Annotated in this window: 17 protein-coding genes; all 17 read left to right on the plus strand. The window is 47.3% G+C overall.

Annotation, left to right across the window (positions count from 1 at the left end; all coding sequences use genetic code 11):
• Nucleotides 1-93 precede the first annotated feature (93 nt).
• The 17 genes from ACKX2L_RS01960 to ACKX2L_RS02040 all read left to right on the plus strand — a co-directional run bounded on the left by ACKX2L_RS01960 (nt 94) and on the right by ACKX2L_RS02040 (nt 24,123).
• Nucleotides 94-1,347: a substrate-binding domain-containing protein gene (locus ACKX2L_RS01960; RefSeq protein ID WP_497550661.1), complete on the plus strand. Its 1,254-nt coding sequence runs from the start codon at nt 94-96 to the stop codon at nt 1,345-1,347.
• 325 nt (nt 1,348-1,672) lie between these two features.
• Nucleotides 1,673-3,181 (plus strand): sugar ABC transporter ATP-binding protein, encoded by a 1,509-nt coding sequence (locus ACKX2L_RS01965; RefSeq protein WP_497550660.1) that lies wholly within the window; start codon nt 1,673-1,675, stop codon nt 3,179-3,181.
• A gap of 24 nt (nt 3,182-3,205) precedes the next feature.
• Nucleotides 3,206-4,855 carry a galactose/methyl galactoside ABC transporter permease MglC gene (locus tag ACKX2L_RS01970; protein WP_497550659.1) on the plus strand — a complete coding sequence of 550 codons (1,650 nt, stop codon included), beginning with the start codon at nt 3,206-3,208 and terminating at the stop codon, nt 4,853-4,855.
• Between the two features lie 121 nt (nt 4,856-4,976).
• On the plus strand, nt 4,977-6,596 hold the full coding sequence (locus ACKX2L_RS01975; RefSeq protein ID WP_497550658.1) for a response regulator transcription factor: 1,620 nt from the start codon (nt 4,977-4,979) through the stop codon (nt 6,594-6,596).
• Nucleotides 6,586-8,475 (plus strand): cache domain-containing sensor histidine kinase, encoded by a 1,890-nt coding sequence (locus tag ACKX2L_RS01980; protein WP_497550657.1) that lies wholly within the window; start codon nt 6,586-6,588, stop codon nt 8,473-8,475. The genes ACKX2L_RS01975 and ACKX2L_RS01980 overlap by 11 nt, the downstream gene beginning before the upstream one ends.
• Nucleotides 8,472-9,434, plus strand: coding sequence for a substrate-binding domain-containing protein (locus ACKX2L_RS01985; protein ID WP_497552563.1), 963 nt, complete (start codon nt 8,472-8,474; stop codon nt 9,432-9,434). Before ACKX2L_RS01980 ends, ACKX2L_RS01985 begins: the two co-directional genes overlap by 4 nt.
• A 26-nt stretch (nt 9,435-9,460) precedes the next feature.
• Complete coding sequence (locus ACKX2L_RS01990; RefSeq protein ID WP_497552564.1) at nt 9,461-10,522, plus strand: galactose ABC transporter substrate-binding protein; 1,062 nt, start codon at nt 9,461-9,463, stop codon at nt 10,520-10,522.
• 117 nt (nt 10,523-10,639) lie between these two features.
• Nucleotides 10,640-11,347 carry a UMP kinase gene (gene pyrH / locus ACKX2L_RS01995; protein WP_497552565.1) on the plus strand — a complete coding sequence of 236 codons (708 nt, stop codon included), beginning with the start codon at nt 10,640-10,642 and terminating at the stop codon, nt 11,345-11,347.
• An 87-nt stretch (nt 11,348-11,434) separates the two neighbouring features.
• Nucleotides 11,435-11,989 carry a ribosome recycling factor gene (gene frr / locus ACKX2L_RS02000; protein WP_497552566.1) on the plus strand — a complete coding sequence of 185 codons (555 nt, stop codon included), beginning with the start codon at nt 11,435-11,437 and terminating at the stop codon, nt 11,987-11,989.
• Nucleotides 11,990-12,062: 73 nt separating this feature from the next.
• On the plus strand, nt 12,063-12,761 hold the full coding sequence (gene uppS, locus ACKX2L_RS02005; protein WP_497550652.1) for an undecaprenyl pyrophosphate synthase: 699 nt from the start codon (nt 12,063-12,065) through the stop codon (nt 12,759-12,761).
• A gap of 22 nt (nt 12,762-12,783) precedes the next feature.
• Nucleotides 12,784-13,584: a phosphatidate cytidylyltransferase gene (locus tag ACKX2L_RS02010; RefSeq protein WP_497550651.1), complete on the plus strand. Its 801-nt coding sequence runs from the start codon at nt 12,784-12,786 to the stop codon at nt 13,582-13,584.
• A gap of 149 nt (nt 13,585-13,733) precedes the next feature.
• Nucleotides 13,734-14,882 carry a 1-deoxy-D-xylulose-5-phosphate reductoisomerase gene (gene dxr / locus ACKX2L_RS02015; protein ID WP_497550650.1) on the plus strand — a complete coding sequence of 383 codons (1,149 nt, stop codon included), beginning with the start codon at nt 13,734-13,736 and terminating at the stop codon, nt 14,880-14,882.
• A 29-nt stretch (nt 14,883-14,911) separates the two neighbouring features.
• Nucleotides 14,912-15,955: a M50 family metallopeptidase gene (locus ACKX2L_RS02020; RefSeq protein WP_497550649.1), complete on the plus strand. Its 1,044-nt coding sequence runs from the start codon at nt 14,912-14,914 to the stop codon at nt 15,953-15,955.
• 29 nt (nt 15,956-15,984) lie between these two features.
• Entirely contained in the window at nt 15,985-17,064 is a 1,080-nt protein-coding gene (ispG, locus tag ACKX2L_RS02025) for a flavodoxin-dependent (E)-4-hydroxy-3-methylbut-2-enyl-diphosphate synthase (RefSeq protein ID WP_497550733.1), read from the plus strand.
• 23 nt (nt 17,065-17,087) lie between these two features.
• Complete coding sequence (locus tag ACKX2L_RS02030; protein WP_497550648.1) at nt 17,088-21,677, plus strand: PolC-type DNA polymerase III; 4,590 nt, start codon at nt 17,088-17,090, stop codon at nt 21,675-21,677.
• A 17-nt stretch (nt 21,678-21,694) separates the two neighbouring features.
• Nucleotides 21,695-22,825, plus strand: coding sequence for a prephenate dehydratase (pheA, locus tag ACKX2L_RS02035; RefSeq protein WP_497550647.1), 1,131 nt, complete (start codon nt 21,695-21,697; stop codon nt 22,823-22,825).
• A gap of 14 nt (nt 22,826-22,839) precedes the next feature.
• Nucleotides 22,840-24,123, plus strand: a complete 1,284-nt coding sequence (locus ACKX2L_RS02040) for an ATP-binding protein (protein ID WP_497550646.1) — start codon at nt 22,840-22,842, stop codon at nt 24,121-24,123.
• Nucleotides 24,124-24,313 lie beyond the last annotated feature (190 nt).

Consider the following 24,313-nt stretch of genomic DNA (forward strand, 5'->3'; position numbering starts at 1 on the left):
AATATTCTATGTTTTTCAAGATCAAAAATCCTTATAGTATTCCTTGTAAAACAGATGAGGCACAAGGGGTGCTTGATAAAGGAGGGTTTTTACATGCAGAAAAAAAGAATTTTTGCAGCAGCTCTGGCATGTGTGCTTGGAGCATCAATGATGGCTTGCGGATCTTCGGGAAGTGGCTCTAAAGGCAGTGGAAAATCCACGAGCAGCGTAGCCAATAAGGATAAGCCGGTTGTATGGTATAACCGTCAGCCGTCCAACAGCTCCACCGGTGAGCTGGATTCCAATGCACTTCATTTCAACGACAATACTTATTATGTCGGATTTGATGCGAATCAGGGTGCTGAACTCCAGGGCAAGATGGTTGCAGATTACATTCAGAAACATGCAGCTGATCTGGACCGGAATCATGACGGAACCATCGGTTATGTCCTTGCAATCGGTGATATCGGACATAACGATTCGATTGCTCGTACCAGAGGTGTTCGTAAAGCACTTGGCACAGGGGTTAAGGACGGAAACGACATCGACTACAAGCCGGTTGGTACCAACACCGACGGATCCTCTAAGGATGTTCAGGACGGTAGTGTAGGAGGACTGAAGGTTCGTGAGCTTGCTTCTCAGGAAATGAAGAACTCTGCAGGTGCTACATGGGATGCAGCTACTGCAGGTAATGCAATTGGTACCTGGTCTTCTTCTTTCGGTGATCAGATCGATCTGGTCATCTCCAATAATGATGGTATGGGAATGTCCATGTTCAATGCATGGTCCAAGGACAACAAGGTTCCTACCTTCGGCTATGATGCAAACTCCGATGCAGTTGCAGCAATTGCAGACGGCTACGGCGGAACCATCAGCCAGCATGCTGACGTTCAGGCTTATCTGACACTGCGTGTTTTAAGAAATGCTCTGGACGGCAAGGATGTCATGACCGGCATTGCAACAAAGGATGATGCAGGAAACGTTCTGACAGATGATGTTTACAGATATGATAAGGACAATCGTTCCTTCTATGCATTGAACGTTGCTGTTACCGCTGATAACTACAAGGATTTCACCGATTCTACCAAGACCTATGAGCCGGTAAGCAATCAGGTGAAGAGTGACAAGAAGAAGGTATGGCTGGATATCTATAACTCCTCCGATAACTTCCTTGGTTCTACTTATCAGCCGCTTCTGAAGAAGTATGACAAGCTTTTGAATCTTGATGTTGACTACATTGGTGGTGATGGCCAGACGGAGTCCAATATCACAAACCGTCTTGGTAACCCCAGCCAGTATGATGCATTTGCAATCAACATGGTTAAGACCGATAATGCGGCATCCTACACCGCAATCCTGAATCAGTAATAACTGTTAACAGGATGGCTGCAGAGTAAAATGCAGCATAATTTGAGGAGGCATCAGGAGGTCGTCTCCTGCTGCCTCCTCTCTTTTTTGAGACGGAAGAAGATGGAGAATACAAAATAGGACAATCAGATTTTATTCTGTATCATTTTCTTCACCTTCCGCTTTCAAATCTTCTGAGACATGAGAGCCAAATCTCTGATCTCAACTACAGGATCTACAATGAAAAAGAAAAGTCAATACCCCCTAAGACTTTCTGTAAAATTGGATTCTGTGACAGATCTGTTGTGACTGTTTTTTCGATTCTAAGTAGTACAGGAGTATACATATGGCAGAAGAGAAAGATAATGTTATCTTATCGATTCGCGGAATGTGCAAGTCCTTTGGCCGTAACCGGGTTCTGGATCACATTAATATGGATGTGAAACGAGGATCCATTATGGGTCTGATGGGAGAGAACGGTGCTGGTAAATCAACCATGATGAAGTGTCTGTTCGGTACCTATCAGAAGGATGAAGGACGAATTATTCTGGACGGTAAGGAAATCAATTTCTCCGGACCCAAAGAGGCCTTGGAGAATGGTATTGCCATGGTTCACCAGGAATTAAACCAATGCCTGGAGAGAAGTGTCGTTGATAACCTCTTTTTGGGACGCTATCCCAAGACATCGTTAGGTGTCATTGATGAAGCACGGATGAAAAAGGAGGCATCGGATCTCTTCCGCCAGCTCAATATGACGGTGAATCTGACTCAGCCCATGAAATATATGTCCGTTTCTCAGCGGCAGATGGTTGAAATTGCAAAGGCTATTTCCTATCATTCGAAAATCATTGTTCTGGACGAGCCGACATCCTCTTTGACCGTTCCGGAAGTTGAGAAACTCTTTAAAATGATGCGGGCTTTGAAGGAACAAGGTATTTCCATCATCTATATCTCACATAAGATGGATGAGGTTTTCGAGATCTGCGATGAGGTATCGGTCCTTCGGGATGGTTCTCTTGTGATGACAAAGCCGGTTTCAGAAACCAACATGAATGAGCTGATTGCAGCCATGGTCGGCCGGTCTCTGGACAATCGTTTTCCTCCGGTGGATAACAAGCCGGGTAAGACGATTCTGAAGGTTCAGCATCTGTCGACGAAATTTGCGCCTTTCTTAAAAGATGTCACCTTTGATGTTCGTCAGGGAGAAATCTTCGGCCTATACGGCCTGGTCGGCGCAGGCAGATCCGAACTTCTGGAGACAATCTTCGGAATGCGGACCCGGGCTTCCGGTCGTGTCTACTACGATGACAAGCTTAGTAACTTCAACAGTTCCAAAGATGCCATGGATCACGGATTTGCAATGATCACAGAGGAGAGAAAAGCGAACGGACTCTTCTTAAAGGGAGACCTTACTTTCAATACCACCATTGCCAACATGAATCATTATAAGTCGGGAGTTGCTCTGAGCAGTCCGAAGATGATAAAGGCAACTTCGAATGAAATCTCCGTTATGCATACCAAGACCATGGGACCGGATGATATGATTGCCAACCTGTCCGGCGGTAACCAGCAGAAGGTTATTTTCGGTAAGTGGATGGAGCGGGATCCCAAGGTCTTTCTGATGGATGAGCCAACCCGAGGCATCGATGTCGGTGCCAAGTATGAGATCTATGAGCTTATCATTAAGATGGCAAAACAGGGCAAGACCATTATCGTGGTTTCTTCTGAAATGCCTGAAATTCTCGGTATTACAAACCGAATCGGTGTGATGAGTAACGGACACCTGGCCGGCATTGTGAATACCAAAGAGACCGATCAGGAAGAGCTCTTACGATTAAGCGCGAAGTATCTCTGATAATAGGATATAAGGAGAAAAGCTATGGCAAATACGATATTGACACAGGAGGATAAGGATCAACTCCTGAAGCCGATCGATGAGTATGTCGGCAAAATACAGGATGAGATCGATCAATTAAGAGCGGATGGTGCAACACTTGTGCGTCAGCTGGAAAATCACATGATCCTTCTGAAAGATGATAAGTCTTTGAACAAAGAGGAGAGAGCAAACCGGATCGCCGAAGATAAGGAGGCTCTGGCCAAGGCAAGGGAAGTTGAGTCGAAGAACCGGGCAGAGGTAGATGCCCTGGTCAAGAAAGCTGAGACTTATATCAATGCTCATTTCGACAAGGATTATCTGGAACCGATCAAAGCATCCTGTGAGGCAGAACGACAGGCCATCGAGAAGGATTATGAGCAGGCCATCGGAAAACTGAAGAATGAGCATGAAGCCGAATTGTCCAAGACAAGCGACAAGGCGGAGATCAAGGATGAGAATTATGTCTATAAGAACCGTCTCTATGATCAGAAGATGCGTCGGGATCTGAAACTCCAGGCCGTAAAGGATGAAGAGCATGAGGCTTTTGTCTATCGTTATCATTTGATCGACAAGCTCCGTATGTCCCATTTCACCTTCGGACAGAATATGGCTCAGAGAAGAGAGAATTACAAGTATACTTTTAACGCCCAGCAATTCCTTCTTCAGAATGGTCTGTATTTCGTTATCATTATGGTCTTTGTCATCCTGGGTATTGTTACACCGATGGTTAAGGGCTCTCCGCTTTTCACCTATAATAATATTCTGAATATTCTCCAGCAGGCTTCGCCGAGAATGTTCTATGCCCTGGGTGTTGCAGGACTGATCCTTCTGACCGGTACCGACCTTTCCGTTGGCCGTATGGTTGGCATGGGCATGGTGGCTTCTACCATTATCATGCATCAGGGACCTAATACCGGTACTGTTTTCGGTAAGGTTTTTGATCTGACCAAGATGCCTCTGGCAGGAAGAGCAATTCTGGCACTTCTTGTCTGCATCGTTCTCTGCACCATCTTTACATCGATCGCAGGTTTCTTCACCGCAAAGTTCAAGATGCACCCCTTTATTTCAACCATGTCCAACATGCTGATCATCTTCGGTATGGTTACTTATGCAACCAAGGGTGTATCCTTCGGATCCATCGATCAGAAGATTCCTGCTATGGTCATTCCGAAGATCAACGGCAGATTCCCGACCATCATTATCTGGGCGGTTGCAGCGATTGCCATTGTATGGTTCATATGGAACAAGACGACTTTCGGCAAGAATCTCTATGCAGTCGGAGGTAACCCTGAGGCTGCATCGGCTTCCGGTATCTCTGTCTTTCGTGTAACTCTGGGTGCATTTATTCTTGCCGGTATTCTCTACGGCTTCGGCGACTGGCTGGAATGTAACCGAATGGTTGGTTCCGGATCTGCAGCGTACGGACAAGGATGGGATATGGATGCAATCGCAGCCTGCGTTGTCGGTGGCGTATCCTTCACCGGTGGTATTGGAAAGATTTCCGGCGTTGTTGTCGGTGTTCTGATCTTCACGGCATTGACCTATTCTCTTACGATTCTGGGCGTTGATACCAACCTCCAGTTCGTATTTGAAGGTATCATTATTCTTGCTGCAGTTACTCTGGACTGCCTGAAGTATATCCGTAAGAAGTAAGGACTAGAATTATCTTCTCCCAGACAGATACAAATAGGACCCGTCACAGATAGCATTTTGTGACGGGTCTTTTTATGCTACAATGACTATAAATATTTGTATGAAAATAAAGGGGAAAGTCATGGCAGACTATCGTGTTTTACTTGTAGATGATGAAGAGGATGTTATCCATGTCATGCAGAAAAAGGTCAACTGGGAGGACCTTGGATTTTCTGTCATCGGATATGCGAAGAATGGTGTCCAGGCTCTGGAGATTGCAGAAGAAGAGATGCCGGATGTGGTCATAACAGATATCAAGATGCCCTATATGGATGGTCTGGAATTATCGCGCCGTTTGAGAAAGGAATTTCCGGATCTTCGTATCCTTCTTTTTACCGGCTTCGATGAGTTTGAATATGCCAAGGAAGCCGTTCATCTGGAGGTTTCGGAGTATATTTTAAAGCCCATCAGTTCCATTGAACTTACCAAGACTCTGACTGAGCTTAAGAAAAACATGGATGAGGAAAGAAGCGCACGGCAGAATGTCCGTATGCTTCAGGAATTCTATATGGAATCTCTGCCGGTGATCCAGTCCAATTTCTATATCATGCTGATTGAGGGCAGAATACCGGAGGACTCTTTTGATAAATATAGAGCGGATTATCAGGTGGCAGAATCTTCGGGCGGTTACTGCTTCTGTATTTTTCATGTCAGCTCCCATCATATTCCGGAGGGTATGCATCCTTCGGTCCTTCAGCTTTCGGTCTGGAAGTATATTACGGATGAAATGAAGCAGAAATGGGATGCGGATTTCTTCACATATCGTGGAGATATTGCCATGCTGGTCCGCATGCCATCTGCGGAGGATGTGACCAGATTGACGGATGATTGTAACCGGATCGTTCGAAGCGCCGGACGGGTTCTTGGAGCTGTTGTGACCGCCGGAATCGGTGGACCGGTAGAAGATCTCAAAGACTTGCAGACCTCCTATCTCGGTGCCAGAGAAGCGGTTTCCTATCGTGTTTTGTACGGAACAGGACGGGCAATTAATATCCGTGAAGCAGCACCGGAAGAAAAAGCAAATTATGAGATTTCTTCGGAGGGAGATTTTCACCAGTTTTTTACAGCCATTCGGATGGGTAAGAAGGATGTTGTCACAGAAGCTTCGGATGACGTGATTGATAAGATCATCCGTCTCTCATCAACGGTGAAGCAGTATCGAATGGAGGTCAGTAATCTTCTGGCTGCATTGTATCGTTTTGCCAGGGGCAATGAGATCTCCATGGAGGCAATTCTGACACAATCGGGTCTGACAGAAGATCCTTTTCTGCAGCTTATTGAATTGGATGCGGAATCCCTTCGGGAATGGCTGAAAGGAACCGCTCTCTCCATGATGGATGCCATGAGCCGCCTTCGTTCCTCCAACAGTCTGTCTTATGTCGAAGGCGCCAAAAACTATGTTCGGGATCATTATAGTGAAGCCGACCTCTCCCTGGAATCGGTTTGTAAGGCCTTGGGCGTATCGGAATCCTATTTCTCCAGTATTTTCAAGAAGGAGACGGGAGAGGCATTTGTAAGCTTTTTGACCGGTTATCGGATGGAGAAGGCGAAAGATTTGCTTTTACTTACCAATGATAAGAACTATATCATCGGTAAGAAAGTCGGATATGAGGATCCGAATTATTTCAGTTATGTTTTTAAAAAGGCCTTCGGGGTCTCTCCGTCCAGATTTCGTCAGAAACAGGTAGAAGATGCGAAATAACAGGAAAGAAACAAATGAGAAAAAACAAAAGAATGTGAGAGAACGTATCAAGAGCCGCCTGGAACTTTACCGTGAGAGGATTATGGTTTTAAAGAAAAGCCATACAGTCAATGGGATCCAGTCGACACTCATGATTTCCTTTTCTGCCTTGTCTTTGGCCATTGTTGTGATTCTCGGATCACTCTTTATGTTTCGCTTTCGGACGAGTGTCCGTACAACGGCATTAAGCAGCACGGAAGCAATTCTCCAGCAGACGGGAACATCTCTGGACGAGAACCTTCTTATGGCCCGCCGTATTTCGGATACGGCGGATTATGAGGTGCTTTCGGGTAATTCCCTTTCGGATCCATTTGTGGCCAAGAATCTCTATCTCCTCTATGAAGCAAATAAGGATGCCATTTTGTCCATTGCACTCTATGATACAAGCGGAAGCCTGCTTCTGGCAGAACCTGTGGCAAAACAGAAAGAGGATCCTGATGTCAGTCATCAGGAGTGGTTTCAGGGAGCTTTAGATAAGCCGGAAAGTTTTTATGTCTCTGCTCCTCATGTCCAGAATCTTTTTCAGGACGATAGTTCCCGCTATAACTGGACGGTTTCTATGTCCAGAGTGATCTATCTGACCGAAGGAGACCGGCCGAAAAAGGCGATCCTTCTTGTAGATCTGGATTACAGCCGTCTGGAACGGATCATGAAGAAGATCAATGAGAATGCGGGCGGTCAATATTACTACATATGCGATGATAAGGGAAATCTCATCTATCATCCCAGGCAGGTGCCGATCCTGGAAGGTTATGAGAAAGAACCCTCTGCAACATTTGCTATCCGCCATGAGGATGGCAGCTTTCCTAAGGCTTCTTTGAAGGGAAGGGATTACATCAGTATCCGCTCGATCACCTATACCGGCTGGAAATTAGTCAGTGTGATTCCGGGCAAGACCCTGACTCAGAATATGATCAATAATGTCTGGTTTCTTTTCTTCATTCTTTCCATGACTTCTGCAACCGTCCTGCTGATTAACCGGATCGCTGCAATCCGAATCGCCCGGCCCATTCTGGCTCTGGATGAATCGGTCAAGTCCATTGAGGCCGGAAAACTGGATGGACAGACCATCTATATCGGTGGCTCCCCGGAGATTCGTCACCTGGGGGACAGTATCCAGAAGTCCTATGAAGAGATCGATCGTCTCATGCACCAGATTGTAGAAGAAGAAAGACTTCGGCAGAAAAGTGAGATGGATGCTTTGCAGAGCCAGATCAACCCGCATTTCCTTTACAATACCCTGGATTCCATTACCTGGATGATAGAAGGAGAGAAAAATGAAGAAGCTGTCTATATGATCACTCAGTTGGCAAGACTCTTTCGGATTAGCTTATCCAAGGGCAATCGTATCATTTCCATTGGTGATGAAGTGCTGCATGCCCAGAGTTATATGAATATTCAGAAATACCGTTATAAGGATCGCTTTCAAGTGCAATTTCATCTTCCGGAGGAAATCAAGACCTATTGCACGGTCAAGCTCATTCTCCAGCCAATTCTGGAAAACGCCATTTATTATGGCGTAGAGACCATGGATGGGGACGGCTTGATCGAGGTGAGTGGAGAAATTTCCGATAAGGATATCTACATCCATGTCAAGGATAATGGAATCGGTATGACAGAAGAAACAGTCAAAGGACTTCTGACCGGGGGTGAGAAGACTCCACGGCATGGATCTGGCGTCGGTTTGAAGAATGTGAATAACCGGATCCGCCTTCAATTCGGCGAGGCATATGGTCTCATCATTCAAAGTGAGCCGGACGAAGGTACAAAAGTGACACTGCATCTGCCGGCCATTCCCTTTACAGAGGAAAACAGAAAGAGACTGGAGGAGGGACAATGAAGGGAAAGAAGGGTTTTCTCATCTCAGAATTGATTCTTGTCGGTCTGACTGTTTTCTTCCTGGCGAAGCTTATGTGGGGAAATTCAGCTCCTAAGATGAAAGAGGTTGCTGTGATTCTGGAAGATTCGGAAAATGAAAAATGGACCGCCCTGAAGGGAGGGCTGAAGGCAGGAGCTTCGGAAGCCGGGATCCGCCTGAATTTTATCTCTACCGGAAGCTTTGAATCTGCAGAGGATGAGGTTTCGATCGTGAAAGAAACCCTGGCAGAGGGAACGAATGGACTTCTTGTCTGGCCGCTGAATGGAGAGGCAGAAAAAGAGATTCGAACACTGGCTCGTCGGACTCCCCTGGCTTTTCTGGGAAATGGTCATACCAAGAAAGTTCGGACGACACAAAACGATTCCAGAGAGAACGGGAAACAACTGGCCGGGATGATCCTTACGGATTATTCTTCGAATCTGAGTGAAAAGCATTTGGGAGTTCTTCGGTCAAATCCGGCGGATCAAAGCGAGAAGGAGCTGTTTTTAGGGTTAAAAGAAGGTCTGAAAGGCAGCGGAGTGACATTTTCCTGGGAACTTGGATCTGCTTCGGACGAAGAGGTCACAAGTAAGATCTCAGAATTTCGAAACCGAACGGAAATCATCGTCGCTTTGGATGACAGACAGATTGAACTTTCGACACAGATGAAAAAGAATGGCGATCTGAATCGAGCGGTTCTCTATGGCTTCGGCCGTGGCATGAATGCCGTTTACCAGTTGGATGAAGGGAATCTTCAGGGTCTGGTCTTCCCGAATGATTTCGATATGGGATATGAGGCCGCCAGAAGCTTCAGCGGTTTCTCTAAAGTTTCCCTTCTCAAAGAAAGCAATCATAAGATTCCGGTTCGGCTTTTACGAATGAGAGATCTTATGAAAAAGGAAAATCAGGATATGCTTTATATCATCTCGCATAATCTTTGAATGCAGGGAAAATAGGTGAATAAATGATGAAATCCTTTTTTAAGAACAATGGAAGGCGCTTTCTTTCCGCCCTTCTTATGATCGCTTTGACAGTTTGTCTTGTTTCCTGCGGCACCGTCGAAACGTCGGATGTAAAAAGACTGAAGCTTGGGGTCGTGATCTACGATGAAGGAGATCTCTTTTTAAAAGAGATCACCGATGAACTTATTGCCCAGGCGAAGAAGAGATCAAAAACTTCCGGCGAAAAGCTTCAGATTACAGTTTCTGTTCGTTATGCGAGAAGCAAACAAAATATTCAGGATGACCAGGTGGAGGACCTGATCGACAATGGCTGTAATGTTCTGGCCGTGAATCTTGTGGACCGAAATGACCCCATGGATATTATCGATATGGCCAAGAAGAATAATATCCCGGTGATCTTCTTCAATCGTGAGCTGGTTTTGCAGGACCTGAACCGCTGGAACGGGCTCTATTATGTTGGAGCAAGGGCTGCCCAGTCCGGCCAGATCCAGGGCCAGGAGTGCGTGGAGTATTTGAAACAGCATCCGGAAGTGGATCGAAATCATGATGGGAAGATCCAATATGTGGTCTTACGCGGGGAAATTAACCATCAGGATGCAATCATCCGGACAGACCGATCGATCAATACCATTTTGGATAACGGAATTCCTTTGGATAAATTGTCCTATGAGGTAGCCAATTGGAGCCGGCTCCAGGCAGAAAATAAGATGAATCAGCTCTTAGAAAGCTATGGGAATTCGATTGAACTGGTGCTCTGCAATAATGATGATATGGCACTCGGCGTTTTGGATGCCTTGCAGAAAAGGAATCTCTCGAGAACTTCTTATCCGGTGATCTTCGGTGTAGATGGGGCGAAAGAGGTCCTTTCGGATATTAAGAAAGGACTGATTCAGGGAACTGTCTATAATGATGGCAAGACTCAGGCGGATAAGGTGATGGATATTGCTGTCCGTGCCTTTGAAGGGAAAGACCTCAGGGGACTCTCCATGACGGATGGAAAGAGCACCTATGTCGACTACCGGAAAGTGACCATCGATAATGTCGATCAGTTTCTGAGCCTGAAGTAATTGAAAAGGAAAGTATTCTTATGGTAAGATAGATTTTGGCTTTTAAGAAATTCGCGCTTTGACGGATATATAAAGTCGGGTGTCCGTCCAATAGAAAGATGCAAAGGGGATGAAAAAATGAGTAATAAGAAACGTGTTCTCCTGAAACTGAGCGGTGAAGCTCTGGCGGGAGAGAAGCATACCGGTTTTGATGAAATGACGGTTCGGACCGTCGCAAAGGAAGTAAAGAAACTGATCGATCACGACTTCTCTGTCGGAATCGTCATCGGCGGTGGAAATTTCTGGAGAGGGCGTACCGGAGAAGAGCTGACCCGTTCCAAGGCAGATCAGATTGGTATGCTGGCTACCGTTATGAACTGTATCTATGTATCAGACATTTTCCGTGGGGAGGGAATGAAGACCGAGATCTACACCCCCTTTGTCTGTGGCGCTTTCAGCCATCTTTTTGACATTGATGCGGTTAATACTGCCTTGGATGCCGGAACAGTGACCTTCTTTGCAGGCGGCACAGGACATCCATACTTCTCGACCGATACAGCTACGGTTCTTCGCGCTGTTGAGATCGGTGCGGATCAGATCCTTCTTGCCAAGGCAATCGATGGTGTCTACGATTCCGATCCCAAGACCAACCCCAATGCAAAGAAGTATGACAGCCTTCCGATTCAGGACCTTGTTGATCAGAAACTCGGTGTCATCGATCTGACCGCTTCCATTATGTGCCTGGAGAATAAAATGCCGCTCAAGGTCTTTGCCCTTTCGGAAGAAGATGGTATTCTGAAGGCAGCATTGAATCAGGATTTTGACGGAACTTCCATTACAGCCTGAAATGAAATAGAATTTCGGCATGACATCTTGATGAAAAAGATCAAAACTGCAGCTCTTAAATTTTAAAAATGATCAAGGAGAATCATTATGGCAGTGAATTTATCTGAAAATAAAGACCGTATGGAGAAGAGTATCCTGAATCTCAAGGAAGAACTCAATGCGATTCGTGCAGGCCGTGCCAACCCTCATGTCTTAGACCGGGTTATGGTCAGCTATTACGGAGCCGAGACACCGATTCAGCAGGTAGCCAATGTTACCGTTCCGGAACCTCGCATGATCCAGATCCAGCCCTGGGATCCCAGCCTTTTGAAGGAGATTGAAAAGGCAATCATGATCTCTGATGTCGGAATCAATCCGACCAATGATGGCAAGACCATTCGTCTGGTTTTCCCGGATCTCACGGAGGAACATCGTAAGGATCTGGCCAAGGACATCAAGAAAAAAGGTGAGGAGGCCAAGGTCGCTGTTCGAAATATCCGCCGGGATGCTATGGACGCTTTAAAGAAGGCACAAAAGGCTTCTGAAATTTCCGAAGATGAAGAGAAGGATCAGGAAACCGAGGTGCAGAAGATGACAGACGAGTTCACGAAGAAAGTGGATGGTCTGATTGAGGAAAAAATCAAGGAAATCATGACTGTCTGATATTGGACGATAGAACAGACTTACGAGGGCACGAGGGTTTCTTGTGTCCTCGTACTTTATCATGGAGGAATATATGAAGATTCCGGAACATGTTGCAATTATTCTGGATGGAAACGGACGCTGGGCCAAGGCCAAGGGCATGCCCCGGACTTATGGACATGCAGCCGGCGCCAAAAATGTGGAAGTGATCTGCAAGGCTGCGGACGATATCGGAATCAAATATCTGACGCTTTATGCTTTTTCTACGGAAAACTGGAAACGTCCGTCGGATGAGGTTTCTACTCTAATGAAGCTGCTCGGGACTTATTTAAAGAAATGTATGAAACTTTCCGTAGAAAATAATATGCGGGTCCGCATTCTCGGAGATCCGGAAGGTCTGCCGGAAAACTTAAAGAAGGCAATTGATCAGTTGGAAGACCTGTCGAAGGACTTTACCGGCCTGAATCTTCAGATCGCTATCAATTACGGCAGCCGGGATGAGATCACGCGTGCGGCAAGAAAAGCCATGAGAGACCTTATGGATGCCGGAAAGCAGCCGGAGGATCTGACAGAAGAAGATCTGTCCTCTCATATGGATACGGCAGGAATTCCTGATCCGGACTTTATGATTCGGACCAGCGGAGAAGAACGGCTGTCCAACTATCTCCTCTGGCAGCTTGCATATTCAGAATTCTATTTCACCAAGACTCCCTGGCCGGACTTCAATGCAGACTGCCTGAAAGAGGCAGTGGAAGAATATGACAGGAGAAACCGCCGCTTCGGTGGACTTTGAGTAGAATAAGAAAGGAGATTTTATGTTTCGAACCAGATTATTAAGCGGCATTGTTCTGGTCGCTCTGGCTTTACTTTTTATTATCACGGGAGGAAGGGTTCTTCTCGCATCGACTTGCGCCATTTCCCTGGTCGGCCTCATGGAACTCTATCGAGTATTTGATATCAATAAGAAGCCGGTCGGTATATTGGGTTATCTTTTTACCGTCCTTTACTACTTTGACCTCTTATACCAATTTCTCCCCAATCTGGAGATCCTGGTCATTGCCTTTTTGATCCTGCTTCTGGCCTGCTTTGTCCTGACCTATCCTAAATATCATTCCAGACAGATCATGGCGTCTTTTTTCGGCGTATTCTATGTCTCGATCATGTTGTCCTTTATCTATCAGACTCGTGAGATCACAAACGGCGAATACATTGTCTGGCTGATCTTCCTCTGCTCCTGGGGCTGTGATACCTGCGCTTATTGTGTGGGCCGCCTGTTTGGAAAGCATAAGATGGCACCGGTCTTAAGTCCGAAAAAATCTGTCGAAGGTGCTATTGGCGGTGTCGCCGGGGCTTTCCTTCTGACATTGATTTACAGTCTGATTTTTAAAAGCCAGATGCAGATCGGTGGCCGGGAGATTCTGATCTTAGGATTGATTTCCTCAGTCGGCGCTTTGATCTCCATGATCGGTGATCTGGCAGCATCTGCCATCAAGAGAAATTATGATATCAAAGATTACGGTAAGCTGATCCCGGGACACGGCGGTATTCTTGACCGTTTCGACAGCGTGATCATCACGGCGCCGATCATTTACTTCCTGGCAGTCTATCTGGTTTGATCTTACAGATTTCAAAGGATAAAATTTCAATCGATCCTATGCTGTTGGGGAGGACCATTTCCTGACATCAGAAGTATTTCGAATGGAAGTATTTTGGATGGAAGTATTTCGAATGGAAGTATTTCGAATGAAAGTATTTTGGAGTTCATATGAAAGTTGCAATTTTAGGGGCTACCGGTTCGATCGGGACCCAGACTCTGGATGTCATACGACAGCATCCGGAAGCTTATGAAGTGACAAGTTTATCCTGCGGGAGAAATATAGACCAGTTGGAAAAAGAAGTGCGGGAATTTCATCCGGCTTTTGTTTCCGTCTGGGAAGAAGAGAAGGCTTTGGATCTTCGCACCCGTCTGAAGGATCTTTCGCTTCCGGTTTACAGCGGCATGGAGGGCTTGATCCGGGTGGCAGAAGATCCGGCATCGGATATTTTAATTACCGGTATCGTTGGTATGCTTGGAATTAAACCGACGATGGCAGCCATTCGGGCAGGGAAGAAGATCGGTTTGGCCAATAAGGAAACACTGGTTACGGCAGGGCATCTGATCATGCCTATGGCTAAGAAATATCATGCCGAGATCCTGCCGGTTGACAGCGAGCATTCGGCGATTTTCCAGTCTCTTCAGGGAAGCCCGAAGAAACGCTTAAAGAAGATCCTTCTTACCGCATCCGGAGGCACTTTCCGAGGGAAAAAGCGAGAGGATCTCTTACACGTCAGGCTGGAAGAGGTCTTAAAGAATCCCAACTGGGATATGGGCGCCAAGGTGACGATTGACTCGGCAGGACTGGTTAATAAAGGCTTGGAAGTCATGGAAGCCGGCTGGCTTTTTGGTGTCAAAAGAGAAGAGATTCAGGTTCTGGTTCATCCGGAGAGTATCCTTCATTCTGCTGTGGAGTTTGAAGATGGGGCAGTGATTGGTCAACTTGGAATACCGGATATGAGAATTCCCATTGCCTATGCCTTGAGCTATCCGGATCGCCTGCCTCTGGATCTTCCGGAGCTTGACCTCTTTTCCCTGGGATGCCTTACATTTGAGAAACCGGACATGGAGACTTTCCGCGGTCTCGGACTGGCCTATGAGGCCATGGACCGGGGAGGTAATATTCCGACGGTATTCAATGCTGCAAATGAGAAGGCAGTAGCCCTGCTTCTGGATCGAAAGATCGAATTCTTAGAGATTCCGGATCTGATCCAGGCAGCGATGGAAGATGTGACCTTCCGTCCGGATCCGTCTCTGGAAGAGATTCTGGAAACGGAAAAGGAAGCCGGAGAGGCTGTTCTTCATGCTGCGAAGATCTGAAATTTAGAATTACAAATGAGGATACTTTATTGAAAATAATCATTGCGGTACTGATCTTCAGTTTCATTGTCATATTCCATGAATTCGGACATTATTTCGTGGCCAAACGCTGCGGGATCCGTGTCAATGAATTCATGCTGGGACTGGGTCCGAGATTATTTGGCTTTCAAAGAGGGGAGACGCTTTTCTCTGTCCATCTGCTTCCCTTCGGCGGCGCCTGCGTCATGGAAGGAGAGGATCAGGATACGTCCGACGAGCGCTCTTTTCAGAAGAAGCCTGCCTGGCAGCGCTTTCTGGTCGTGTTAGCGGGCCCTGTCTTTAATTTTCTATTGGCCTACATTTTAGCTGTGATCCTTGTCGCTTGTGTCGGTTATCAGCCGGCCAAAATTGAAAAGCTGATGGACGGCTATCCGGCAGCGGAAGCGGGATTAAAAGCCGGCGACCAGATCACGGACATCAACGGCTATCACATTCATTTCTATGGAGAAGTGCGGGCTTATACGATGCTGCACAGCGGGAAACCCTTATCTGTGACAGTCGAGCGGGAATCGAAAGGGAAGACCGTAAAAAAGACCTACAACATCAGGCCCCGCTATGATAAGGAAAGTAAGGCCTATCTGCTTGGAATCCAGGGAGGAACGAAGAGCGTCCGGACCAATATCTTCGGAGCGATGCGTTACGGCGCCTACCAGGTCCGCTATCTGATCTATGTGACCTTCGGCTCCTTAAAGATGCTTTTCACCGGTCAGCTCGGAGTCACCGATATGTCCGGCCCGGTCGGTATCGTGAAAACGATAGGAGATGCCTATGAACAATCCCTGGCGGTCAGCATCTTCTTTGCTGTCATGGAGATGCTGAATCTGACGGTTCTTCTGTCGGCAAATCTGGGTGTTATGAATCTTCTTCCTTTCCCGGCTCTGGATGGAGGACGGCTGGTCTTCCTTCTGGTGGAGATGATCACGAAGAAGAAGGCACCTGAAAAGTTGGAAGGGGCAGTCAATTTCGCCGGATTTGCTATTCTAATGGGCTTTATGGTACTTGTCATGATCAGTGATATCATGAAGCTATTCTGAGAGGAGACAAATAAGGAATGTTTGAACGGATGAAAACCAGAGAAGTAAGGATCGGCGACCGGGTGATCGGTGGAAACCATCCGATTTTGATCCAATCCATGACCAATACGCCGACGGAGAATGTGGAAGCGACGGTAGCTCAGATCCTTCGATTGGAGAAAGCCGGCTGCGACATTATCCGCTGTGCTGTTCCGACCAAGGAAGCGGCAAGAGCCATTTCTGAAATCAAAAAAAGGATTCATATTCCACTGGTTGCGGATATCCACTTTGATTATCGACTGGCACTTTTAGCCATTGAAAACGGGGCAGATAAGATCCGGATCAATCCGGGTAACATCGGTTCCGAAGAAAGGATTCGGGCAGTTGTTGATGCCTGCAGGGAAAGGAATCTTCCGATTCGGGTCGGGGTGAATTCCGGATCCCTGGAGAAGAATCTGATCGAGAAATACGGCGGAGTGACGGCCCAAGGCCTGGTGGAGTCTGCTCTGGATAAGGTTCGGATCATTGAAGATATGGGCTATGACAATCTGGTGATCTCCATTAAATCATCGGATGTTATGATGTGTGTCAAGGCACATGAATTGATCAAAGATCAGACCGATCATCCTCTTCATGTAGGTATTACCGAGGCCGGAAATGTGACAGCCGGAAATATCAAATCGGCCATCGGACTCTCTCTGATCCTGTCTCAGGGAATCGGCGATACGATCCGGGTTTCTCTGACCGGAGATCCTGAAGATGAGGTTCGTTCGGCCCGGCTGATCCTAAAGACACTCGGCCTTCGTTCCGGCGGTGTGGAGGTGGTATCCTGTCCGACCTGCGGTAGAACCCAGATTGATTTGATCGGTCTTGCAAATAAAGTGAGTGATATGGTGAAGGATATCCAACTGGATCTCAAGGTTGCTGTCATGGGCTGCGTTGTGAATGGCCCGGGAGAAGCCAGAGAGGCGGATCTCGGTATCGCCGGAGGCAAGGGCGAGGGCTTGATCTTAGAACATGGCAAAGTACTTCGTAAAGTTCCTGAGGAAGATCTCTTAGAGGAATTAAGAATCGAATTGGATCGCCTGATTGCCGAGAGAAGCAAAAAAGGTCAACAGGCTAAGTCATAAAAACCTGGAAGGAGTAGGAAGAGTTGGCAGAAGATCGCTTATTATCAGAACTTTTTCCTGAGCTTTCCCGCAATGGGAAACTGGACAAGCAGCTTCAGGATGCAAGAGTAAGCCGGGTTACGACCAATCCGGCCCGCGATCTCATGCGGATCTATCTTCGGGCCTATGCCCTTGTCCCCAAGAACCGGATCTGGAAATTGGAGAAGAATATTGAAGAGACCTATTTTCAGGACAAGGTGAAGGTTCATATCATTGAGAAGTTTCAACTTTCTGGTCGATATTCGCCCAAGGCTCTTTTTGACCTCTATCAAGACTCCATACGATCAGAGATCTATAAAAACAATATTATCCTTTATAAAGTTCTCTCCAGAGGTCAGATGGAGTTTACGGATGACCGTCATCTTCTGATCACCCTTCCGGATGATGCGGCCTCTCATATGTTTGAGGAGACCATTCTTGACATTCTGACGAAGATTCTCTGCCAGCGCTGTGGCCTGGATGTCATCTGCGATGTGGCCTACAGGGAAGCGGATGAGGAGGAAAGGCAAGACCGGGGCGAAGAATTGATTGAGCAGGAGATCGAAAGCATCAGCCGCCGTTATGAGGAAGTCAAGGAGGAGAAGAATTCCGATCAGGATATTATCGGAGAAGGGGAGAAGACCGGCGAAAAGAAAACATTAAAAAAAGGATCCGGAACTGTTTCCGGGAAAGGAGCCTCTTCGGATTCCTATCAGAAGAAGGATCAGAAACAAAAAGAGCCGGATCAGAATCGGAAAGGCCGATCCGGGTCCTTCGAGCAGGGCAGAGAGTCCAGAACTTATCAGAACAGGGAACGCCCTCTGGTACGTTCGAACAATCCGGCAGTTTTCTATGGCAGGGATATCGAGGAGGAAGTTACTGCCTTAAAGGATGTCCAGGGCGAAATTGGAACCATTGCCGTCCGGGGGCAGGTCTTCGATCTGGATGCCAAGGAAATCAGAAACGAGAGAACGATCCTGATCTTCTCTCTTACTGATTTTACGGATTCCATTACCTGTAAGATCTTTGTAAGCAATGATCAGGCCAAGGCCCTGACCAATGGAAAACTGCATAATGGCGCTTTTATCAAAGTCAGGGGAGTTCCGTCCATTGATACGTTCGACCATGATCTGGTGCTTCAGAAGATCTCCGGCATGATGGAGATCCCGGACTTCCAGGAAAAAAGGATGGATCATGCTCCGGTCAAGAGGGTAGAGCTCCATTGTCATACCAAGATGAGTGATATGGACGGCGTCAGCACGGCAGGGGATATTATTGCCCAGGCCAAACGCTGGGGACACAGGGCTATCGCTATTACGGACCACGGCGATGTACAGGGCTTCACCGAAGCCTATCATGCCGTACAGAAGGATCCGGATGCGCCGCAGATCATTTATGGAGTGGAAGCCTATCTGGTGGATGACATCCGCCGCCTTGTTACCGATCCAATCGGAGAAGATCAGAGCCTGGATGATGATTTTGTTGTCTTCGACCTGGAGACAACAGGATTCTCTGCAGAAAAAAACCGGATCATTGAAATTGGTGCCGTGCGTTTTTCCGGAGGGAAAGTAAAGGATCGATTTTCGGAATTTGTAAACCCCAAGATCCCCATTCCCTACCGGATCACGGAATTAACCAGTATCCGGGATGATATGGTAAAGGATGCGGAATCCATCGAGACCTTGCTTCCGAAATTCCTGGAATTCAGCAAAGGGGCCATTATGGTCGGCCACAATGCGGATTTCGACATGGGCTTTATTAAGGCCAACTGCAAGAGGCTGGGCTTAGAGGCTCCTGTGACCTATATGGACACGGTGGAAATGGCCCGGGTCCTTCTTCCCAACCTGTCGAATTATAAGCTGGATACCGTGGCTAAGGCCTTGAAGGTTTCTCTGGAACATCATCACAGGGCTGTCGATGATGCGGAATGTACGGCTTGGATTTTCGATGCTCTGTCGACCAGGCTTAGAAACCGCGGCCTGACGAAATTGACAGAGATCCAGAAGTCCATGAAACTGGAAGAGGAATCCATTCGAAAGCTTCATAGCAATCACTGTATTGTTCTTGCAAAGAATGATCTGGGACGGATCAATCTCTATCGCCTGATTTCTCTTTCCCATTTAAAGTATTTCCGGAAACGTCCTCTGATGCCGAGATCTCTGATTAATAAATATCGGGAAGGCCTGATCCTGGGTTCGGCTTGTTCCGCCGGAGAACTCTATTCGGCGATTCATGACGGTCGCCCGGAACAGGAAATTGAAAGGATTGCTTCCTTCTATGATTATCTGGAGATCCAGCCGGTCGGGAATAATCAATATATGATTGACAGTCCGAGAGATTCTGTGGTCAATTCCGTGGAAGATCTACAGGACTTGAACCGCAGGATCTATGAACTTGGGAAAGCTATGGATAAGCCGGTCTGTGCGACTTGTGATGTCCACTTTCTGAATCCGGAAGATGAGATCTATCGGAGAATTCTGATGGCCGGTCAGCATTTCGACGATGCGGATCCTCAGCCGCCCTTGTATCTGCATACGACTCAGGAGATGCTGGATGAGTTTTCCTATCTTGGCGCGGAAGCGGCAGAGGAAGTGGTCATAAAGAATCCCAATCGGATTGCGGATATGTGTGAACCCATCGCACCGGTTCGGCCGGACAAGTGCCCGCCGGTTATTGAAAATTCCGATGGAATGCTTAGAAAGATCTGCTACGATAAGGCCCATGAGATGTATGGCGAGGATCTTCCGAAGATCGTATCTGCCCGTCTGGAGAGAGAGTTAAATTCCATTATCGGAAACGGCTATGCCGTCATGTACATCATTGCCCAGAAACTGGTCTGGAAGTCGAATGAAGATGGTTATCTGGTCGGATCCAGAGGCTCGGTCGGGTCGTCCTTTGTCGCGACTATGGCCGGCATCACCGAGGTCAATCCTCTGCCGGCTCATTATCTCTGCCCGCACTGCCATTATGTCGATTTTGATTCTGAGGAGGTCAAGGCTTTTTCGGGCCGGGCAGGATGTGATATGCCGGATAAGAAATGCCCCCGCTGCGGTCATTATCTGACCAAACAGGGATTCGATATCCCCTTCGAGACCTTCCTCGGTTTCAAAGGAAATAAAGAGCCGGATATCGATCTGAACTTTTCCGGGGATTATCAAGCCAAGGCCCACCGTTATACAGAGGTTATTTTCGGCGAAGGCCAGACCTTCAAGGCAGGAACCATCGGCACCCTGGCGGATAAGACGGCTTTCGGTTATGTCAAGAATTATTTTGAGGAGCGTGGCATCCATAAGAGAATGTGCGAGATCAACCGGATTGTCAAGGGCTGTGTCGGGATCCACAGGACGACCGGCCAGCATCCGGGCGGAATCATCGTTCTGCCCATGGGAGAGGAGATCAATACCTTTACGCCGGTTCAGCATCCGGCCAATGATATGACAAGTGATGTGATCACAACGCATTTCGATTATCATTCGATTGACTCAAATCTTCTGAAACTGGACATCCTGGGTCATCAGGATCCGACCATGATCCGGATGCTGGAGGATCTGACCGGTCTCCATCCGACAGATATTCCCCTGGATGATCGGACAGTAATGTCCCTGTTTGAAAATACGGATGCCTTGGGAGTAAAGCCGGAGGATCTCTGGAAGAATTGTCCTCTGGGAACTCTTGGTATTCCGGAGTTTGGTACCGACTTTGCCATGGGACTTCTGATGGAAGCCAAACCAAAGGAGTTTACGGACCTGATCCGAATCTCCGGCCTTTCGCATGGAACCGATGTATGGCAGGGCAATGCCGAGACCCTGATCCAGGAGGGGACAGCAACCATTTCCACCTGTATCGCCTGCCGGGATGACATCATGGTTTATCTCATCCATCAGGGGCTGGAATCCGAGGAGAGCTTTACCATTATGGAGCGGGTCCGGAAAGGCGTTGTTGCCAAGGGAAAGTGCAATGAATGGCCGCAATATGTCGAAGACATGAAGGCACATGGCGTTCCGGACTGGTATATCAAGTCCTGTGAGAAGATCAAGTATATGTTCCCCAAGGCACATGCAGCAGCTTATGTTATGATGGGCTGGCGGGTAGCTTATTGTAAGGTCTATTATCCCCTGGCTTATTATGCTGCCTATTTCTCCATCCGTGCCACGGATTTCAGCTATGAGATCATGTGTCTTGGGAAACAGCATCTGGAAGATACCTTAAGAGCCTACGATGCCAAGGGAGACAGACTGACAGCGAAGGAAAAGGGAACTTACGGCGATATGAGGCTGGTTCAGGAAATGTATGCCAGAGGTTTTGAATTTTTACCGATGGACCTCTACCGGTCGGATGCCCGTTATTTCCAGATCATCGACGGCAAACTCCTGCCTCCCTTTAATTCTCTGGAAGGCATGGGCGATTCAGCGGCAGAGTCTCTGCAGATTGCAGCAAACAGCCGGCCCTTTACATCGAAGAATGATTTGAAGAACCGAGGCAAGGTCTCTTCCACGATCATTGATACCATGGAGCGGCTTGGAATTATTCAAAACCTTCCCGAAGATGATCAGCTGTCGATTTTCGATCTTCTGGATGCTTCCGGGAATGTCTGAGAAAAAGGAAAAAGAAAATGAGAGATATTACAGAAATCAGAAAAGACATCGATTCGATCGATCAAAAGATCGTAGATCTCTACGAGAGACGGATGGATCTGGCGGACGAAGTGGCCGCCTTCAAGATGGAAAAAAGGCGGCCGATCTATGACCGGCAGAGGGAAGAGGAAAAGCTGACCGGCCTTTCCAATCTCTCGGCGGACCCCCTGACTCGTCAGGGTATCAGGGAACTTTTTTCTTCGATCATGTCCGGCAGCCGGAAGAAACAGTATGGGATCCTTTCCAGGAATGGCCTTCGCAAGGATTTCGGCTTTCAGTGCAAATCCGGTTTTGATTTCCATGGCTGTGAAATTGCATACCAGGGCGTCGAGGGTGCTTACAGCCAGGCTGCCCTGGTCAAATTCTTCGGAGAGCATAATAAGACCCATCCGGTCAAAACCTGGAGGGAAGCCTTTGAGGATCTGAAAGATCATCGGGCCGATTACGCTGTCCTTCCCATTGAAAATTCTACCGCCGGCATGATCAGTGAGAACTTCGACCTCATGACGGAGTATGATTTTGCCATTATCGGTGAGCAGGTGATAAAGATAGACCATGCCTTACTTGCCCTCCCGGGCGCTAAATTGTCGGACATCAGGGTGGTTTATTCCCATCCTCAGGCTCTGCTTCAATGCAGTGATTATCTGGATCAGCATCCTTCGTTTGAGGCCAGATCCCTTCTCAATACAGCAATGTCAGCCAAAAAAGTCCATGATGATAAGCGATTGGATCAGGCTGCCATTGCCGGGAAGATCAACGCCGATCTCTATGGACTGCAGGTCCTGGATGAGAAAATTCAGGATGATAAGACCAATGCAACGCGGTTTATTATTGTTTCCTCAGAGAAGAAGTTTTTTATCAATGCAAAGACTTTGACCTTGTCTTTTGAACTGAATGACAATTCCGGATCTCTCTATCATGTTCTGTCCAATTTCACCTATAACGGACTCAGCATGTCACGTATTGAATCCCGGCCCATTAAGGATCGTCCCTGGGCTTATCGTTTTTTCGTAGATCTGGAAGGCAACTTAAATGATGAAGCAGTTCAGAATGCACTGACAGGACTGTCGGAGGAGGCAAACTCCATCCAGATCCTCGGCAATTATTAAGAAGGAGGCATGTTATGGAAAACTTGATGAATCATATGTTTCTTTATCGGGCGGATTCGTCGGACGTGATTTACCGCTACAGTGAGATCCTCTGCAAACCCCAGGGCGCTTATCCGGAGGAAGAAGTCTATCAGAGGATCCATGAATTGATCGAGATGGCTGCCTCTCATGGCTTCTATGGAAATCTCTATCATGCCCTTCTTACGAATTTCATTGTGAACCATGAAAATGCCTTTACCAGAGCCTGTGAAATGCGGGGCGACTGTGGAGGCTCCCTTTCCCGCGCAGGTCGTCACGATCTGGAACTTTTCATGAAGCTTTTCCACCTGGAGCATGAGTATTCAGATTTCCTGGACTTCTCTGAAATCGCTCTTCTGACGGATTATCGGGATAATCCGGAGTCGGGCTATCTTTTCAATAAGAGGATCCGGGATTGTATCATGGATCTCTGTCATAAGCTGGAAGAGGCAGTGGACCTGGATACATTTGCCGCTTCGGTTCTGGATTTCTATCAGTCCTACGGGATCGGCACATTCGGCCTTCATAAGGCCTTCCGTGTGGATGAACAGGGCAATGTGGTTCCGATCACCAGAATCGCTCATGTCAGTCTGTCCGATCTGGTGGGCTATGAATATCAAAAGAAGCAGCTGGTGGATAATACGGAAGCCTTTTTGAAGAAACTTCCGGCCAACAATGCGCTTCTTTTCGGTGATGCCGGGACCGGAAAGTCTACATCGATCAAGGCCATCATCAATCAGTATTACGGCCAGGGACTCCGTATGATCGAGATTTTCAAGCATCAGTTCCGGGATCTGAACAAAGTGATTGGCCAGATCAAGAATCGGAACTACCGCTTTATCATTTATATGGATGACCTCTCTTTTGAAGAATTTGAAACGGATTATAAGTATCTGAAGGCAGTGATCGAGGGCGGCCTGGAAAAGAAACCCGATAATGTTCTGATCTATGCGACCAGTAACAGAAGACATCTGGTGCGGGAGATTGCCGGTGACAAGAAAGAATATGACGATCTTCATAAGAATGATACTGTTCAGGAGAAGCTGTCTCTGTCTTATCGTTTCGGCTGCAAGATTTATTATGACTCTCCGTCCCCCAAGGGCTTTCAGGAGATTGTTCTCAGATTGAGAGACCGGGCAGGACTGAACATCAGTGATGAAGAAGTTCTTTTGGAAGCGAACCAGTGGGAACTGTCTCATGGCGGACTTTCCGGCCGGACAGCTCAGCAGTTTATCGATGATCTGAGCGGAAAAATTCAAATGGAAGAGGAAAAACGCTGAAGCGGTCTGTATGGAAAGATGCTGACAGATGGCGGTATAGGGCCTTTTTCAAAAAATCCGAAAGCTTATAAGAAAGAAAGCGAAAGAAAGCGAAAGAAAGCGAAAGAAAGCAGTTGACACGCTGGCAGGGGCGTGGTAGGATATCAATGTTGTAACAAGAAAGCAGAGTATCCACTCTCACCTAAGCACT

Source organism: Porcibacter vitabionis, from assembly GCF_046263795.1.
Taxonomy (GTDB): Bacteria; Bacillota; Clostridia; order Lachnospirales; family Lachnospiraceae; genus Lachnocurva.

Bases quoted from the DNA above. Each gene is read 5' to 3' on its own strand.
- ACKX2L_RS02040 (WP_497550646.1), top strand. From the start codon at position 22,840: ATGGAAAACTTGATGAATCATATGTTTCTTTATCGGGCGGATTCGTCG.
- ACKX2L_RS02010 (WP_497550651.1), top strand. From the start codon at position 12,784: ATGTTTCGAACCAGATTATTAAGCGGCATTGTTCTGGTCGCTCTGGCT.
- ACKX2L_RS01985 (WP_497552563.1), top strand. From the start codon at position 8,472: ATGAAGGGAAAGAAGGGTTTTCTCATCTCAGAATTGATTCTTGTCGGT.
- ispG (WP_497550733.1), top strand. From the start codon at position 15,985: ATGAAAACCAGAGAAGTAAGGATCGGCGACCGGGTGATCGGTGGAAAC.
- uppS (WP_497550652.1), top strand. From the start codon at position 12,063: ATGAAGATTCCGGAACATGTTGCAATTATTCTGGATGGAAACGGACGC.
- frr (WP_497552566.1), top strand. From the start codon at position 11,435: ATGGCAGTGAATTTATCTGAAAATAAAGACCGTATGGAGAAGAGTATC.
- ACKX2L_RS01990 (WP_497552564.1), top strand. From the start codon at position 9,461: ATGAAATCCTTTTTTAAGAACAATGGAAGGCGCTTTCTTTCCGCCCTT.
- ACKX2L_RS01975 (WP_497550658.1), top strand. From the start codon at position 4,977: ATGGCAGACTATCGTGTTTTACTTGTAGATGATGAAGAGGATGTTATC.
- pyrH (WP_497552565.1), top strand. From the start codon at position 10,640: ATGAGTAATAAGAAACGTGTTCTCCTGAAACTGAGCGGTGAAGCTCTG.
- pheA (WP_497550647.1), top strand. From the start codon at position 21,695: ATGAGAGATATTACAGAAATCAGAAAAGACATCGATTCGATCGATCAA.
- ACKX2L_RS01965 (WP_497550660.1), top strand. From the start codon at position 1,673: ATGGCAGAAGAGAAAGATAATGTTATCTTATCGATTCGCGGAATGTGC.
- dxr (WP_497550650.1), top strand. From the start codon at position 13,734: ATGAAAGTTGCAATTTTAGGGGCTACCGGTTCGATCGGGACCCAGACT.
- ACKX2L_RS01960 (WP_497550661.1), top strand. From the start codon at position 94: ATGCAGAAAAAAAGAATTTTTGCAGCAGCTCTGGCATGTGTGCTTGGA.
- ACKX2L_RS01980 (WP_497550657.1), top strand. From the start codon at position 6,586: ATGCGAAATAACAGGAAAGAAACAAATGAGAAAAAACAAAAGAATGTG.
- ACKX2L_RS01970 (WP_497550659.1), top strand. From the start codon at position 3,206: ATGGCAAATACGATATTGACACAGGAGGATAAGGATCAACTCCTGAAG.